This window comes from Corynebacterium sp. NML 150383, from assembly GCF_002285085.1.
GTDB classification, from domain to species: domain Bacteria; phylum Actinomycetota; class Actinomycetes; order Mycobacteriales; family Mycobacteriaceae; genus Corynebacterium; species Corynebacterium gottingense.
Map to the genome: position 1 here is coordinate 58,304 of NZ_NSGK01000002.1, position 16,213 is coordinate 74,516.

14 protein-coding genes are annotated in these 16,213 nt (G+C 66.6%); 9 read left to right on the forward strand and 5 right to left on the reverse strand.

The genetic code is table 11. The annotated features are described in order from the left end of the window. Nucleotides 1-4: 4 nt before the first annotated feature. The 4 genes from CKJ85_RS02290 to CKJ85_RS02305 all read right to left on the reverse strand — a co-directional run bounded on the left by CKJ85_RS02290 (nucleotide 5) and on the right by CKJ85_RS02305 (nucleotide 6,458). Complete coding sequence (locus CKJ85_RS02290) at nucleotides 5-1,195, reverse strand: hypothetical protein (protein WP_095553304.1); 1,191 nt, start codon at nucleotides 1,193-1,195, stop codon at nucleotides 5-7. Then, complete coding sequence (locus CKJ85_RS02295; RefSeq protein ID WP_095553305.1) at nucleotides 1,192-3,261, reverse strand: prolyl oligopeptidase family protein; 2,070 nt, start codon at nucleotides 3,259-3,261, stop codon at nucleotides 1,192-1,194. The genes CKJ85_RS02290 and CKJ85_RS02295 overlap by 4 nt, the downstream gene beginning before the upstream one ends. 3 nt (nucleotides 3,262-3,264) lie before the next feature. Continuing rightward, a complete protein-coding gene (locus CKJ85_RS02300; RefSeq protein WP_095546994.1) occupies nucleotides 3,265-4,410 on the reverse strand; it encodes an alpha/beta hydrolase family protein in 1,146 nt (381 codons plus the stop codon). A 371-nt stretch (nucleotides 4,411-4,781) separates the two neighbouring features. Further along, nucleotides 4,782-6,458 (reverse strand): alpha/beta hydrolase family protein, encoded by a 1,677-nt coding sequence (locus CKJ85_RS02305; protein ID WP_233126918.1) that lies wholly within the window; start codon nucleotides 6,456-6,458, stop codon nucleotides 4,782-4,784. Nucleotides 6,459-6,635: 177 nt separating this feature from the next. Here CKJ85_RS02305 and lpdA point away from each other — a divergent pair, with 177 nt between their 5' ends. The 9 genes from lpdA (at nucleotide 6,636) to CKJ85_RS02350 (ending at nucleotide 15,426) form a co-directional block, all read left to right on the forward strand. After that, on the forward strand, nucleotides 6,636-8,099 hold the full coding sequence (lpdA, locus tag CKJ85_RS02310) for a dihydrolipoyl dehydrogenase (RefSeq protein ID WP_095553306.1): 1,464 nt from the start codon (nucleotides 6,636-6,638) through the stop codon (nucleotides 8,097-8,099). Nucleotides 8,100-8,490: 391 nt separating this feature from the next. Further along, nucleotides 8,491-9,264 (forward strand): succinate dehydrogenase cytochrome b subunit, encoded by a 774-nt coding sequence (locus CKJ85_RS02315; protein ID WP_095275158.1) that lies wholly within the window; start codon nucleotides 8,491-8,493, stop codon nucleotides 9,262-9,264. Between the two features lie 24 nt (nucleotides 9,265-9,288). After that, the gene (locus CKJ85_RS02320) at nucleotides 9,289-11,382 is read left to right on the forward strand and encodes a fumarate reductase/succinate dehydrogenase flavoprotein subunit (protein WP_095547711.1); all 2,094 of its coding nucleotides are present in this window, start codon (nucleotides 9,289-9,291) and stop codon (nucleotides 11,380-11,382) included. Continuing rightward, nucleotides 11,382-12,131 (forward strand): succinate dehydrogenase/fumarate reductase iron-sulfur subunit, encoded by a 750-nt coding sequence (locus CKJ85_RS02325; protein WP_095535209.1) that lies wholly within the window; start codon nucleotides 11,382-11,384, stop codon nucleotides 12,129-12,131. Before CKJ85_RS02320 ends, CKJ85_RS02325 begins: the two co-directional genes overlap by 1 nt. A 55-nt stretch (nucleotides 12,132-12,186) precedes the next feature. Next, nucleotides 12,187-12,558 (forward strand): hypothetical protein, encoded by a 372-nt coding sequence (locus CKJ85_RS02330; RefSeq protein WP_095275155.1) that lies wholly within the window; start codon nucleotides 12,187-12,189, stop codon nucleotides 12,556-12,558. 123 nt (nucleotides 12,559-12,681) lie between these two features. Next, entirely contained in the window at nucleotides 12,682-13,959 is a 1,278-nt protein-coding gene (locus CKJ85_RS02335) for a DUF445 domain-containing protein (RefSeq protein ID WP_095553307.1), read from the forward strand. Between the two features lie 54 nt (nucleotides 13,960-14,013). Further along, complete coding sequence (locus CKJ85_RS02340) at nucleotides 14,014-14,559, forward strand: CGLAU_01105 family protein (RefSeq protein ID WP_095553308.1); 546 nt, start codon at nucleotides 14,014-14,016, stop codon at nucleotides 14,557-14,559. A gap of 3 nt (nucleotides 14,560-14,562) precedes the next feature. Next, nucleotides 14,563-14,883 carry a DUF2516 family protein gene (locus tag CKJ85_RS02345; protein WP_233125689.1) on the forward strand — a complete coding sequence of 107 codons (321 nt, stop codon included), beginning with the start codon at nucleotides 14,563-14,565 and terminating at the stop codon, nucleotides 14,881-14,883. A gap of 6 nt (nucleotides 14,884-14,889) precedes the next feature. Beyond that, nucleotides 14,890-15,426: a hypothetical protein gene (locus CKJ85_RS02350; RefSeq protein ID WP_095553309.1), complete on the forward strand. Its 537-nt coding sequence runs from the start codon at nucleotides 14,890-14,892 to the stop codon at nucleotides 15,424-15,426. Here the strand turns inward: CKJ85_RS02350 and CKJ85_RS02355 are convergent. Continuing rightward, nucleotides 15,423-16,208 carry a DUF2993 domain-containing protein gene (locus CKJ85_RS02355; RefSeq protein WP_095553310.1) on the reverse strand — a complete coding sequence of 262 codons (786 nt, stop codon included), beginning with the start codon at nucleotides 16,206-16,208 and terminating at the stop codon, nucleotides 15,423-15,425. The genes CKJ85_RS02350 and CKJ85_RS02355 overlap by 4 nt on opposite strands. Between the last annotated feature and the right edge of the window lie 5 nt (nucleotides 16,209-16,213).

Genomic DNA, 16,213 nt, shown 5'->3' on the forward strand with positions numbered 1-16,213 from the left:
GGAACTACCTTAGCGCGCGCCGCAGCCCCGCCACATGCACCAGCGCGCCGGCCAGGGGGCCTGCGAAGAGGGCAATGCTTATCGACGCCACCGTGCCCCCACCTTCAGCACCCACCGGCGCCGCGAACAAAATCCCAAACGCCACTGCCGTGGCCGTGAGCCACCCGGCGACGTACCAGCCGTGGCGCTCCAGGGCGAGCACCGCAACACCGGTGATCATGAGCGCGCCCATGAACGCGGACGCGAAGGTGAGCACGCCGAGCGACACCCCGCCCATCGCGTACTCCGGCGAGAACGCGATGCGCAGGATGAGCGGGCCGACCGCCCACGCGGCGACGAACCCCACCGCGCCGAGCCCCAGGACCGCGCCAATCGGCATGGCCAGCGCCGCGTAGATCCGGTCGCGGTGCTCCACAAACCGGACCACCAGGGCCGACTGGAAGCGCTGCAGCGGCACGAGCACGGGCGCCCTGGTGAGGATCACGGCGTTGATCACCGCCGCCACCGGCGCGCCGGGAAACGCCGCGTTGATCACGGCAGGGAAGCCGGTGATCAGTGCCGCCGACGCCCCGGAGGCCACCATGGCGGTGACCATGCGGCGCACGAACAGGCCGCGGTCCACGTCCACCGGCACCCGCAGGTGCTCCTGGCGCAGCAGGGTGAGCCAGCTCGCCGCGCCGATCACGGTGATGAGCAGGAAGACCGGCAGGCCCCACCCGGCGGCCCACGCCACCACGGCGAGGACCAGGCGCACGCCCGAATCCAGGGCGAAGAGTGCGGCGTAGCGGTCCCACAGGTGCGAGCCGGACAGGACGCCCGCCAGTACCGCCTGGAATACGTAGCTGATCAGGCCGATGGTGAGCAGGGCGGTGGCGGTGCCCGGGGACTGCGGTACGACGGTGCCCATGAGCAGGGCGCCGCCGACCGCCACGACGACGAGGACCACCGCCGCGAGCCGGGCGCCGATGCGCCACGGGTTAGCCGCGCCGCGCTTGCCGGTCTCGGCGGCGGAGGCGACGGCGCGGGTGGTTTCGTGCGTGATGCCGTCGACAAGCCCGGCGCCCGCGAAGAAGACGCTCCAGAACGCGGCGAAGTACCGGTAGCCCGTCTCCGGGTCCAGGGCGCGGGCGGCGACCCAGAGCACGACGAAGCCGCTGATGGCCGCGAAGATGGTGGCCAGCGTCAGGTTCTTCACTGCGTGCGCTCCGCCGTGGCTGTGTCGCCGATCTGGCGTTCCAGCCAGGTGTAGATCATGGCCTCCACGCGCGCCACCTGCTCGTTGTCGGCCGCGCCCGCGTGCCCGCCGACGGTGTTTTCAAAGTAGTCGACCGGCTGGCCGGCTTCCCACAGCGCGAGCGCGAAGGTGCGCGCGTGGGCGGGGTGGACGCGGTCGTCGCGGGTGGACGTGGTCACCAGGGCCGGCGGGTAGGCGGGGGCGCTGGCCACGTTGTGCAGCGGCGACCACGTCTCAATGAAGGCGCGCTCGGCAGGGTCGTCCGGGTCCCCGTACTCCGCCATCCACGACGCCCCGGCGGAGAGCGTGTGGTAGCGCAGCATGTCCGTGAGCGGGACCTGCACCACGGCGGCGCCGAAGCGGTCCGGGTACTGGGTGAGCGCACCGGAGGTGAGCAGCCCGCCGTTCGAGCCGCCGCGGATGGCAATGCGCTCGGGCGTGGCGTAGCCGCGAGCGACGATGTCCTCCAGCACCGCGCGGTGGTCCTCCCACACCTTGTGCCGGTTCGCCTTCACCGCCTGCGAGTGCCAGCTGGGGCCGAACTCGCCGCCGCCGCGCAGGTTGGGCTGTACGTAGAAGTAGCCCTTGGACAGCCAGGCGATGCCGCGCACGTTGGAAAACGACGGCGTGAGCGAGACCTCGAAGCCGCCGTAGCCGCCCACCAGCGTCGGGCGCGGGCCGCGCGAGAAGTCGCCGGTGATGTAGTAGGGGATCCGGGTGCCGTCGGCGGAGGTCGCCCAGTGCTGGCGGGTCTCCAGCCCCGCGGTGTCAAAGAGGGCGGGGGCGTGTTTGGCCGCGTTGGGGTGATCGGGCGCGGTGGCGTCGAGAAGCGAAAGCGTGCTCGGCGTGGTGAAGCTGGAGGTGTTGAGCCATACCTCATCGCCGTCGAGCGGGCTGGTGGCCACAATGTGTGCGGCCGAGGCCGGCGGGAGCGGGACGTCGGTGCGCTCCCAGGTGCCGAGGGCGATGCGCTCGATGCGGGTGGACACGTTGTCGAGCGTGGTGACGAAGGCGTAGTTGGCGGTCAGCGAGAGGTCTTCAACCGCGCTTGAGTCGGACAAGTCGGACAGGACGCGGAAGTCGCGCTCGCCCGCGAGGAAGCGCTCCAGGTCGGTGACGGCGAGCGCGCCGGCCGGGATCGTTGCGCTTGCTGGCTGGTAGTCGGTGCGCGGGATGATGAACAGCCACTGCTTGTAGGGCACCGCGCTGCAGTCCAGCGGCAGGTCCAGCTCCTGGCCGTCGACCCAGGTCCGGGACGTGTAGAAATCCAGGGCGCGGGTGATCACGGTGCGCTCGTAGCCGGGAGTGGGGTCGTAAGAGGCGCCGACGGCGACGTCGCTTACCTCGCCGCGGAAGATCTCCTCCGCCTGCGCGAGCAGCGTGCCGCGGTGCCAGCGGCGAACCTGCGCGGGGTAGCCGGAGTGGGTGAGCGAGTCCTCGCCCAGGTCCGTGCCCACCAGGAGCGTGTCGCGGTCGACCCAGCTCACATCGGTCTTGGCCTCATTGATGCGGAAACCGTCGGCGACAAAGGCGCGGGTGTGCAGGTCAAACTCGCGGATGGTCACCGCGTCGGCGCCGCCCCGCGACAGCCGCAGCAGCGCTCGGTCCTGCGTCAGCGGCAGCACGGTCGCGCCCTTCCAGACCCAGTCCTCGCCCTCTGCGCGGGCAAGCGTATCCACGCTCAGCAGTTCCTCCCACTCCGTTTCCGGAGCCAGGAACTCGGGCAAGGTGGTGCGGCGCCACACGCCGCGGGGGCGCGAGGCGTCGCGCCAGAAGTTGTAGAGGAAATCGCCGCGGCGCATCACGTAGGGGATGCGCGCGTCGGTGTCCAGGGCGGCGCGGATGTCGCCGCGGAGGCGCGCGGCCTCCTCGGTGAGCGGGCTGCCGGGCGCGGTCAGCGAGGCCTCGGTGTCGGCGGACCACGCGTTGGCCCACGCCAGCGCCTCATCTCCGGTGATCTGGTCGAGCAGCGCCGGGTCGATCGCTCTGCTGCGGGGCTGATTGCTCTGCTTGCTCTGCGGGTGCATCTACTACATCCCAAACGCAGGGGCGATGGTGGTGAACCATGCCTGCTGGATGTCGTCCTGCCAGTATCCCCAGGAGTGCGTGCCAGCGTTGCGGAACTCGTAGTGCGCCGGGATGTTCAGCCCGTCGAGCTTTGCGCGCAGGTCGTGGTTGCACTGGTTGATGGCGGCCTCGATCGCGCCACCCTCGACCTGCAACGTGGTGGCGGCGACACCCGCCGCGATCTCCGGCACGCCGGCCTCGCCCACCAGGTAGCTGACCTGGTCCTTCCGGCCAGCCAGGCCGGTGGAGGAGGAGATGTAGAGCTTGGTGCCGCGCAGGCGCTCGGCGTTGGCCAGCCCGTCGTTCCACACATTGTTCGGGCTGCCCATCGGGCCCCACATTTGCTCCGGGGTGATCTCCTGGAAGTTCGGGATGTTCGCCGCGCGGTTGACGGTCACGCGCCCGTAGTTGTATCCGTGCGGGGAGGCGGTGGCGGCGCAGCCGGAGAACGAGGCGGCGGCGTCGTAAAAGCCAGGGCGGTGCTCCGGCAGCACGAGCGCGCTCGTGCCGGACATTGAGAAGCCGACGATGGCGCGGCGGTTGTCCGCGTTGAGCGTGCGCTCCATCGGGCCGGGCAGCTCCTGGGTGAGGAACGTCTCCCACTTCTGTGGCCCGCGGACGTAGCGCCCCTGCGGGTTTTGGTCTACCCAGTCGGTGTAGTACGAGAACGCGCCCGCCTGCGGGATGACCACGTTGACGCCCTTGCCTGCAAAGAACTCGCGGCTGGTAAAGGACTTCAGCCAATCCTGATCCTGCTCCGCGCCCCCTGCGCCGTTGAGCAGGTAAATGATCGGTGCGTTGGGCACGCGCTGCCCGGCGGAATTGGTTGCCGGGATCACCGCGACCGGGATGTCACGCCGCATGGAAGGCGAGTACACCTGGTACGACAGCACGTTCTTGTGGTCTACCTGCTGGGTCCACGACTGCGGGCGGTTGGTGTTCAGCGCCAGCGGCGGGTTGGACCGCGCGTCCCACGCCTTCACAGTGCCCACCGGGGTCTGCCCCGCGACCTGGGCGGCGGTGACGGTGGCGGCGTCCGCCGCCGGGGTCATACCGCAGGCCAGAGCGATTGTCGACGCCGCGGCAACCACGGCTCCCTTCAAGTTCATCAGTCCTGCATTCCTTTTCCAGGTTGTCTTGGGAGTAACAGAGAGAAGCGGGAGTGCCCACTGTTTCAGATATTGCCGAGTGCTCATCTTACGTTACTCATGGGGCAATTGAGGTTACAGTGTGCGACAATAGGCCGCACAGTTTGTAACAGCGGTGACAGAAAACGAGGTTTTTCACATGAACGGATTGGAAACCATCCAGGTCCAGATCAACGAGGCGCTCGGCCAGATCCTCAACTTTGGCTCGTCGACCTCCTCCACCATCGCCTACGGCCTGGGGATGTTCTAAGCCGCACGTTTGTGGCCCAATAGCTTGAGGGCTGGCTTGCACTCGGTGCAAGCCAGCCCTCAAGGCGTTTTCCGGCAGGCGACTAGTTGGCGTCGGCCGCGGTGGTCGCCGTCGGCGCTGTGGTTTCAGTGGTTTCCGTGGTTTCCGTTGCCTCATCCGTCGCGGTGGCGGCGGCGGACTCGGAAGGCTCGGCGGACCCGGAAGACTCGGCGGCAGTGGTCGTTTCAGTCGGCTCAGTCGGGAGCGTCGGCAGGGCCGGTGCTTCCGGTGCGGCGGTCCCGGTCGGCTTCTCGGGGGCCGCCGGGGTGTCCTTCTCGGTCGTGGTCTCCGGCTCGTCCGGGAGCAGCGCCGGGCGGATCACGGTTGCCCAGGACTCGCGCATGTCCTCCAGCCAGGACGGCCAGGAGTGGGTGCCGGTGGCGCGGAAGTTGTAGTGCGCCGGGATGCCCTTGGCGTCCAGCTTGGCGCGCAGGTCGTGGGTGCAGGCGTTCATCGCGCCCTCGATCACGCCGCCCTCGACCAGGAGGGTGAGGTGGTTAGAAAAGGCGCGGCTGGATTCCAGGTTGCGCTGGTTCTTCAGGTAGCCGATGGTGTCGGTCTCGCTGACCAGGCCGGTGCCGCTGGAAATGTACAGGTCAGTGCCCTTGAGGTACTCCGCCATGACGAGCGCGTCGTTGTAGCGGTTGTACTCGGAGCCCATCGGGCCCCACAGCTCATCCGGGGTCAGGCCGCCGCCGCGGTTCACCGTCAGGCCGACGAAGAACCAGGGGAGCGGGCGGGAGGTCGCGGCGCAGCCGGAGAAGGAGCCGACCGCCTTGTAGAAGCCCGGGTTGTGCTCAGCGAGCAGGAGCGAGGAGGTGGCGGACATGGAGAAACCGGAGACCGCGCGGCGGTCGTTGGTGGTGTCCATGTACGGCTCGATTGCCTGCGGCAGTTCCTTGGCCAGGAAGGTGGACCAAAGCTGCTTGCCGTTCATGTAACGGTTCTTGTCCGGCTCGGTGAGCCAGTCCACGTAGTAGGAGAAGGCTCCCTCCATCGGGATGACCACGTTGACGGGCTCGTGGCCCAGGGTGCGGTCGAGGGTGCCGCCGGCCTGGGCGATCCAGTCCGTGTCCTGCTCGGAGCCGCCGGCGCCGTTGAGCAGGTAGTAGGTCGGCGCGTCTTTGATGTAGTTGCCCTGGTCGTCGGTCGCGCGGATGATCGCGACCGGGATGTCGCGCTCCATGGAGGGGGAGTAGACCTCGACGGCCTCGCCACCGTCGAAAAGCTTGATCTTGTCCACCCATTCCTGCGTGCCGCCGGTGGCGGCGGGCAGGGAGCGGGTGAGCGGCTTGACGGTACCGGCGGAAGTAGCGCGCTCCTCCTGCATGTTGTTCAGCTTGTCGGGGTCGGTTTCGGGGCCGGACAGGACATCGTCGATAAGCGCGCCGACCTCGCCCTCGTCCCCGGTCGGGTTGGAAGCGCCGCCGCCGTTGGCGTCGGTGAGCTCGCTGTCGGAGTCCTCGGCGTCCGAAGTTGGCTCGCTCGGCGCAGAGGACGCAGACGACTCAGAAGACTCAGTGGTCTCTGCCGGCTCAGAAGATGCGGTGGATTCCGTCGTCTCCGGCACGGTCGCGGAGGTGGTGGATTGTGCGGCGGCGATCTGCGCGGGCTGGGTGCCTTCCTCGCTGTCGGCGCTGAGGTGGATACCTGCCGGGACCGCGGCTGCGGCGATGGCAACTGCGGCGACGGCGGCGAGTGCGGGGCGCGTGAACTTCACGGTGGCTCGCTTTCCTAGTTAGCTGTGTAAACGGTGTGAACAAACGGGAGGGCTCGTCGTTGCTTCCGTATATATTGCCAGATCGCCGTCACGTTACAGGAGCGAAACCGGAGTACAGGGTGTTTCGGGGTGCTCGGTACCCACATTCGGGCGCTGTACGGCACTCGCGGAAGCGCGATGTGGGGGAATGCATACCCAAAGTTGGGGAATGCACGTATCCTGTGTGGCGTGAGTAAAGAACATTTTGACGTTGTTGTCCTCGGCGCGGGCCCCGGTGGGTACGTTGCCGCCATCCGTGCAGCTCAGCTGGGTAAGAAGGTTGCAGTTGTAGAGAAGCAGTACTGGGGCGGTGTCTGCCTCAACGTGGGCTGCATCCCGTCCAAGGCGTTGATTAAGAACGCTGAGGTTGCAGAGATTTTCAACCACGATGCCAAGACGTTCGGCATTAAGGGTGACGTGGAGTTCGATTACTCGGACGCCCACAAGCGCTCCCGCCAGGTCTCGAAGAAGATCGTTGGTGGCGTGCACTACCTGATGAAGAAGAACAAGATCACCGAGATCAACGGCCTCGGCTCCTTCACCGACGCGAACACGATCGAGATCACCGAGGGCGACGACAAGGGTAAGACCGTCACCTTCGACGACTGCATTATCGCCACAGGCTCCGTCGTGCGCACGCTCCCGGGCATTGAGCTGTCCGAGAACGTTGTCTCCTACGAGGAGCAGATCCTCAACCCCGAGGCCCCGAAGAAGATGGTCATCGTGGGCGCCGGCGCGATCGGCATGGAGTTCGCCTACGTGCTGTCCAACTACGGCGTCGACGTGACGGTTGTGGAGTACATGGACCGCGTCCTGCCCAACGAGGACAAGGACGTGTCCAAGGAGATTGCGAAGAAGTACAAGAAACTCGGCGTGAAGCTGCTGACCGGCCACGCCACCACCGCTGTGCGCGACAACGGCTCCGAGGTCGAGGTGGACATTCAGAAGAATGGCACCGACAAGACTGAGACGCTCACCGTGGATCGCGTGATGATCTCCGTCGGCTTCGCCCCGCGCACCGAGGGCTACGGCCTGGAGAACACGGGTGTCGAGCTGACCGAGCGTGGCGCCATTGCTATCGACGACCGTATGCGCACCAACGTCGAGCACATCTACGCCATCGGCGACGTCACCGCGAAGCTGCAGCTCGCCCACGTCGCGGAGGCCCAGGGCATTATCGCCGCGGAGACGATCGCGGACGCGGAGACCCTGGAGATCGAGGACTACATGATGACCCCGCGCGCGACCTTCTGTAACCCGCAGGTCGCGTCCATGGGCTACACCGAGGAGCAGGCGAAGGAGAAGTGGCCGGACCGCGAGATCAAGGTTGCGACTTTCCCGTTCTCCGCGAACGGCAAGGCTGTCGGCCTGGCCGAGACCGCCGGCTTTGGCAAGCTCATCGCCGACGCCGAGTTCGGCGAGATCCTCGGCGCGCACCTGGTCGGCCCGCACGTCTCCGAGCTCCTGCCGGAGATCACTCTGGCCCAGCGCTTCGACCTCACCGCCGGTGAGATCGCCCGCAGCATCCACATTCACCCGACGCTGTCCGAGGTGCTCAAGGAAGTTGCCCACGGCGTCGAAGGTCACATGATCAACCTGTAGGCAGTTGCTTGTCGACGCCACCGTCGACCCACCCCAAGCGCTCCGGTTATCGCCGGGGCGCTTTTTGCGTGCCACGGGGGGGCGTCGAAAAGCGAAGGCTCAACCTGGAGTTGAAACTAAGGGCGAACTTACCAACGAAAGGTTGACACATTAAGGGGTGCGGGCAGGGGGATCATGAACAAAATGCGGCGAGAGTGTGCAAGGTCACAAATTACCGTAGGGTGGGCTGGGAACGTTGAAAGTTGCTGGGAGCGGGCGCGCTCTGGGGGTCAAGCGAGAAAGGTATTCCCATTATTCGAGGTGGGAGGGGGTGCGGGAGCGCGGAAGTGGCGCGAATAAATAGGTGGGGTGCCCAAAGGTTGCCTACAGTAGTAGCGACACTGGAGGTGCCATGACTGTACAAAACGCAGACCGTGAAGCCATTCGTCACGGTAAAATCACTGAAAAGCCGCTGCGCGAGCGGCCGTCCTACCCAACGTGGGCTTTGAAGCTGACCATGGCCGTCACCGGCCTCATTTTCGGTCTTTTTGTGCTCGGCCACATGGTGGGCAACCTGAAGATCTTTATGCCGCTCCACGCCAACGGGCAAGCGCCGATTGATGAATACGGCCGCTTCCTGCGCGAGATCGGCGAGCCGCTGCTCCCGCACGAGGGCTTCCTCTGGATCGCCCGCATCGTGCTGCTCGTCTGCCTGGTGCTGCACGTCTGGGGTGCGTTCACGCTGAAGGCGCGCTCGTCCCAGTCGCGCGGCAAGTTCAAGCGCACGGGCCTGATGGGTGGCTGGCAGTCCACCGCGACCCGCTGGATGCTCATCACCGGCGTAATCCTGCTGCTCTTCGTCATCTTCCACCTGCTGGATCTGACCACGGGCCAGGTCGTCGCCTCTGACCAGTTCGTCCACGGCGAGGTGCGCAACAACATGCTCGCCACCTTCGCGCCGGGCCGCTGGTGGGTCACCCTGATCTACGTCGTGGCCAACCTCGCGCTGCTGATGCACCTGACCCACGGCATCTACCTCGCTGTCTCCGACCTCGGTTGGCTCGGCGAGCGCGGCCGCGGCCTGATGGTCCTGCTGGCGTACGTCCTCCCGTTCATCGTGGTCATCGGCAACGTCGTGATGCCGATTGCCATCGCGTGCGGCTTCGTCCCCGACTTTTCCCGGTAACGGCTGATAGAGGAGAAACACACTATGACTACCGCATACAACCCCAATAAGGGTGCTCAGGGCGGCGCAGCCGACACCACCGCTACCGGCGCAGTGGGCGCCCAGGGTGCTGCCGGCCAGGAGACGTCCGGCGGCTTCCGCCAGCCCGAGTCCGCCGCTCCCGGCGTGACCCCGGGGCACATTCTGGACGCCGCGGAGCCCAACCGCGACGAGGTCCGCATGAAGGACATGTGGGGCTACCAGAAGGACCACATGAACCTGGTCTCCCCGCTGAACCGCCGCAAGTTCACCGTCCTCGTGGTGGGCACCGGCCTGTCCGGCGGCGCTGCCGCCGCGGCGCTGGGCGAGCTGGGCTACAACGTGAAGGCCTTCACCTACCACGACGCACCGCGTCGTGCGCACTCCATCGCCGCGCAGGGTGGTGTGAACTCCGCCCGCGGCAAGAAGGTGGACAACGACAGCGCGTACCGCCACACCAAGGACACCGTCAAGGGCGGCGACTACCGCTGCCGCGAGTCCGACTGCTGGCGCCTGGCTATCGAGTCCGTCCGCGTCATCGACCACATGAACGCCATCGGCGCCCCGTTCGCCCGCGAGTACGGCGGCACCCTGGCCACCCGCTCTTTCGGCGGCGTGCAGGTCTCCCGCACCTACTACACCCGTGGCCAAACGGGCCAGCAGCTGCAGCTGTCCACCGCGTCGGCGCTGCAGCGCCAGATCCACCTGGGCAACGTGGAGATCTTTACCCACAACGACCTGATGGACCTGGTCATCACGGAAAAGGATGGCAAGAAGCACTGCGAGGGCATTGTCACCCGCAACCTGATCACCGGCGAGATCGTGCCGTTCACCGGCCACGCCGTGATCCTGGCCACCGGCGGTTACGGCAACGTCTACCACAAGACGACGCTGGCCAAGAACTCCAACTCGTCTGCCATGATGCGCGCGTACGAGCGCGGCGCGTACCTCGCCTCCCCGGCGTTCATCCAGTTCCACCCGACGGGCCTCCCGGTCAACGCGAAGTGGCAGGCGAAGACGACGCTGATGTCCGAGTCGTTGCGTAACGACGGCCGCATCTGGACCCCGAAGGAAAAGGGCGACGACCGCGACCCGAAGGACATCCCGGAGGAGGAGCGCGACTACTTCCTCGAGCGCCGCTACCCGGCGTTTGGCAACCTGGTGCCGCGCGACGTGGCCTCCCGCGCCATCTCCCAGCAGCTCAACGCCGGCTACGGCGTTGGCCCGCTGCACAACTCCGCGTACCTGGACTTCACCGACGCCATCGAGCGCCTCGGCGAGGACACCATCCGCGAGCGCTACTCCAACCTGTTCGAGATGTACGAGGATTCCATCGGCGATGACCCGTACAAGGTCCCGATGCGCATCGCCCCGACCGTCCACTTCACCATGGGCGGCCTGTGGACCGACTTCAACGAGATGACCTCCATCGACGGCCTCTTCGCCGCCGGCGAGTGCTCCTGGACCTACCACGGTGCGAACCGCCTGGGTGCGAACTCGCTGCTCTCCGCATCCGTTGACGGCTGGTTCACCCTCCCGTTCACCGTGCCGAACTACCTGGCCAACCACCTCGGCGAGGAAGTGCTGCCGGAGGACGCGCCGGAGGTCACCGAGGCCGTCAACCGCGCCAAGGACACCATCGAGCAGATCATGTCCGTTAACGGCACCGAACCGCACGGCCCGGAGTACTACCACGAGCAGCTCGGCGACATCCTCTACGAGCACTGCGGCGTCTCCCGCACGGTTGAGGGCCTGAAGGAAGGCATCCAGAAGATCCGCGCGCTTCGCGACGATTTCCGTGCCAACATCTCCATCCCGGGTTCCCCGAACGAGATGAACCAGACCCTCGAGGCCGCACTGCGCCTGGCCGACTACATCAACCTCGGCGAGCTGATGTGCATCGACGCCCTGGACCGCGACGAGTCCTGCGGTGCGCACTACCGCATGGACCACCTCACCGAGGATGGCGAGGCAGAGCGAGACGACGAGAACTGGTGCTTCGTCTCCGCGTGGGAGCCGGCCGGCGAGGGCGAGTTCATCCGCCACGCAGAACCCCTGTACTTTGATTCGATCCCGCTGATGACAAGGAACTACAAGTAATGAAACTGACACTTGAGATCTGGCGTCAGGCCGGACCCGACACTGAAGGGCACTTCGAGACCGTCCAGGTGGACGACGCCGTCGAGCAGATGTCCATCCTGGAGCTCCTCGACCACGTGAACAATAACCTGGTCGAGGAAGGCAAGGAGCCGTTCGTCTTCGCCTCCGACTGCCGCGAGGGCATCTGCGGCACCTGTGGCCTGAACGTGAACGGCCGCCCGCACGGCGCGGACACCAACACCACCGCCTGCCTGCAGCGCCTGTACAACTACAAGGACGGCGACACCCTGAAGATTGAGCCGTTCCGCTCCGGCGCGTTCCCGGTGATCAAGGACCTCGCCGTGGACCGCTCCGCGCTGGACCGCGTGATGCAGCAGGGTGGCTACGTCTCCATCAACGCCGGTACCGCACCGGACGCCGACACCCTCGCCGTGAACCACCACGACGCGGAGACCGCGCTGGACTACGCGGCCTGCATCGGCTGCGGCGCCTGCGTCGCCGCCTGCCCGAACGGTGCTGCGCACCTGTTCACCGGCGCGAAGCTCAAGCACCTGAAGCTGCTGCCGCTGGGCAAGCAGGAGCGCGGCCGCCGCGCCCGCAACATGGTCGACGAGCTGGAGACCAACTTCGGCCACTGCTCGCTCTACGGCGAGTGCGCGGACGTCTGCCCGGCGGGTATCCCGCTGGACGCGGTCGGTGCGATCAACGCCGAGCGCGCACGTGCAGCCTTCCGTGGTGGCGACGACTAGGCCGCCGTATACTATCTACCGAGTATTTGAAGCAGGACGAGAGAAAAGAGTCATCATGGCTTCCGAGCACGCAGTTGCAGACATCAGCAGCGAGTCTTTCCCGACGTACAAGTCGGCACTCGCGGACACCTACATCGAGGGCTACGACCCGGTTTCCCTGGGCGCTCCGCACTCCTCGCTGAACCGATTCTCCACCTGGATCGCGATGGCCCTGATCCTGGCGTCCCTCTCCGGCTTCGGCTTCGCCGTCTGGGGCGGCTCCGCCATGATCGCCGGCTTCGGCGCACAGGAGAATGACTACAGCCAGATCCTGCTCATCCTCGGCCTGATCGTCGTCGCCGCCACCCTGATCCTCGGCGCGATCCTGATCGCCGTAGGCCGCAAGGACTACAAGGCGTACAGCAAGGCCACCGGCCGCGTGAACTAGCGCCGCACGCCCTGCGCCACTTCCCCCGACTGCGGAATTTTCCCGCGGTCGGGGGATTTTTGGTGCACGGGGGCGTCGCTAAGCAACTCGAACTGCGCGGGGCCGGGCTGCCATAATCAAGGTATGTCTCAGCACGCGATGATGCCCGCGCCCTCGAACGAGGCAGAGCGGCGGCGGATCCTCCGGAATCACAAGATCTTTGTCACGAGCCTGCTCGGGCTCATGGCGGTGATCTTCCTGTCCTGCTCGTGGTGGCAGTCGCACGGCGCGCCCTCCTGGGTGGGCTATGTGCGCGCCGCGGCGGAAGCCGGCATGGTGGGCGGGCTGGCGGACTGGTTCGCCGTGACCGCGCTGTTCCGCTATCCCATGGGCCTGCCGATCCCGCACACGGCGATCATCCCCAACAAGAAGGACCAGGTCGCCGACGCGCTCAGCGAGTTCGTCAGCGAAAACTTCCTCAACGCCCGCACCATTACTCAGAAAGTAATGGAGGCGAACCTGCCGCAGCGCGTCGGCACCTGGCTCACCCGCCCCGCCAGCGCCGAACGGGTCAGCCAGGAAGTCGGCGACTTTACGGTCCGCGTCGTGCGCGGCATCGATCCTGCCGACGCAGAGGCGTTCATCAACACCCAGCTCATCGACCGCCTCGCCGAGCCCACGTGGGGCCCGCCCGTCGGCCGCGCGCTCGAAGGCTTTATCGCCGACGGCAAAGCGGAGCCCATCGTCGAGGACATCCTCGCTTGGTCGCGCGCGAAGCTGGACGGGATGGAGCAGAGCATCGTCACGCTTATCGACGACCGCATGCCCCGCTGGGCACCGAAATTTGCCAAGGACCTGGTGGGGGAGAAGGTGTACACCGAGCTGGTGAAATTCATGGCGGAGGTGGACCGCGACCCGGACCACGAGGCGCGCCGCGCCATCCGCCGGCAGCTGTCCCAGTTCGCGCAGGACCTGCAGTTTGATAGCCAGATGATTACGCGCGTCGAGGCGCTCAAGGGCGACGTGATGGGCTCCACCGCTGTCACCTCCGCGGCAAGTAGCATGTGGGAGCAGCTCGCGGACACTATCGTGGCCAACGCCACCGACCCGCAGAGCATGCTGCGCCGCAAGGTGGCGGACGCCGCCGCGGAGTGGGGCAGGAAGCTGGCGAACGACCCGGAGGTGCGCGCGTCGGCGGAGCAGAAGTTGGAAAAGGTGGTGCACTTCGCCGCCGAGAACGGCGCGGACCAGATCGTGGGCATCATCGCGGAGACCATCCAGCGCTGGGACGGGGCGGAGGCCTCGGACAAGATCGAGCTTATGGTGGGCAAGGATCTGCAGTTCATCCGCCTCAACGGCACGATCGTGGGTGCGCTCGCCGGGCTGGTTATTTACACTGTGTCTCAGCTGCTCTTCTACTAGCTCACGCAACCACCACCCAGCAAGACACTGCAAGACACTGAAAGGTTTTCTGACATGGCTGACAATTCCTTCGACTCCGCATCCAACCCCTCCGAGTCCGGCGACCTGCGGGCCAACCTGCGCGACGCGGGCCAGGCGATCGTTGCCGCCGGCTCCTCCCTCGGCGCGATGATCAGCAAGCACGCCGGCAAGTACACGGAGGACCTGCCGGAGAAGCTGAAGTTCGCTACCGCCAGCGCCCGCGAGCGCCTGGACCAGGCCGATAGCGAGGGCGAGATCCGCGCGGCGGCCTCCAACTTCGTCGCTGAGGCAGAGAAGCAGTTTAAGGCGTTTCAGCAGCGCGACCTGGAGTTCTCCGACGACGTGAAGGGCTCGCTGCAGAAGGCCGTGGAAGACGCGCGCGGCCTGTTCAACGAGAAGATCGGTGAGCTGCGCGGTGGCGGTGCCGGCACCGCCACGGGCCAAGGCGCGGACAGCGTGCTCGATGATGTGCGCGAGCGCCTCGAGTCCCTGTTTGCCCGCGTGCAGGAGCAGTTTGGCGGCGCGAACCAGCGCCCCGATATTATCGATGGCGAAATTGTCGCCGACGAGGATAAGTAACGTATGACCCCGACTCTTGCGAACCTGAGCACCGTCACGATCATCATGAGCATCCCGACGATGCTCAGCGCCCTCTTCTTCTTCGCGGTGGCGATCGCGGGCTTCGCCGGGGTGTACTTTGCGCTGTCCACCCGCGCGGATGCGTTTGACGCGGCGGACCGGCAGAACAAGAACACGTGGGCGCTCATCCTGGGCGGCTCCGCCCTGGTCTGCCTGCTCCACCTGCCGTTCATCATGTGGTTCGGCGCGGTGGCGATCGGCGTGTACTGGCTGGACGTGAAGCCCCAGCTGGATAACATTCTGCGCGGCAACTACGGGTACTAGCGGCGCATGAACGACTACGAGTGGCTGGCCACCCGCCGGGGCACGTTCCTGGCCGGTGGCCCGTTTGCTGCCCCGGATGACCGGGGGAGCGCGGGCCTTGTCGTCGAGCCGACCCAGATCCCGCAGGTGCTCCGCCGCAGTCTTCCCGCCATCGCCGTCGTGGGCTGGCCCACCGGCCGCCACCACAGCGTGATCAAGGCGGCGGAGGCGCGCCTGGCCGCCGAGTCGGGCGCCGACGAGATCTGGCTCGCGCTCGACCCCGATGCCGCGCAGGGCGCCGCGCTTGCCGACGCCATCGCGGTCCACCAGTCACTCACCGTCCCAGTGGGCATCGTCTGCCCCGCAAGCGCAACGGATACCGCGCTGCGGGTCGCGGAGCACCTCGGCGCGTCCTGCCTGGCTGTCCCGGCCGCCGCCGGGGTGCCCGACACGCCTGTCGACGTCGCCGTCTACGGCGCCGATCCGGGCGAGGAGGCCGCGATCACGTGGCTGGAAGCCGGCGCGGCCCGGGTCTTCGCCCGCTCCGGAGCACAGTCGGACTAGGCCGCGGCGCCGTACTGGCCCTGCGCGTTCTGCATCTCCGCAAAGTTCACGTTTTCACCGGTCATGGTGACGCGCACGCCGCCGGGCACGACGCTGAACTCCTGAATGTTCATGCTGCCTGCACTCTGCTCCTCCATGCCCTGGTTCATGGCGTCGCTTAGCGCGCTCGCGGCCTCCTCGGGCAGGTCCATGCCGAACAGCTGGGTGCCGGTGGCCTCGAAGCGCATCTGGCCCTGCTCGGTGATGGGCTTGAGGTCCAGCGCGGCCACCCCGCCGGTGAACTCGATGTGGACGGTGCCGGCGTCGGGGTCGGTGTTCACGTCGGAGACGTTGATCAGGCCGCTGAGGAAGGAGTCCTCGCCCATCTGCTGGTGCAGCTGCTGGTTGAGCATCGCACGGATGAGGTCATTGGTGAGCTCGGTGTCTACGCGGAAGGACTCGGCGACGGGGTCGCCGGAGTCGTAGCGGATGTTGTCCATGACGATGTGCGAGGCGGGGTCGCCGGTCACCTGGTCGCCGTTGACCACCAGGGTGGAGGGGGTGTCCAGGTCGATGTGGGGCAGCTTGCCAGACACCAGGCCGAAGATTACCGGTTGCGGGCCGAAGGAGACGTCGGGCTCCGCGTCGTCACCGCCGCCCTGGGCGGACGAGGTCTCGGCGTTCTTGTTGAACTCCGAGGTGATCTGGTTTGCCATGAACATGCGGATCCCGCCCTCGGCGATAAGGAGCAGGACAAGTAGTGCGGCAAGGATGCCAACGATGACTTTCCACGCTGTTTTCATGCGGC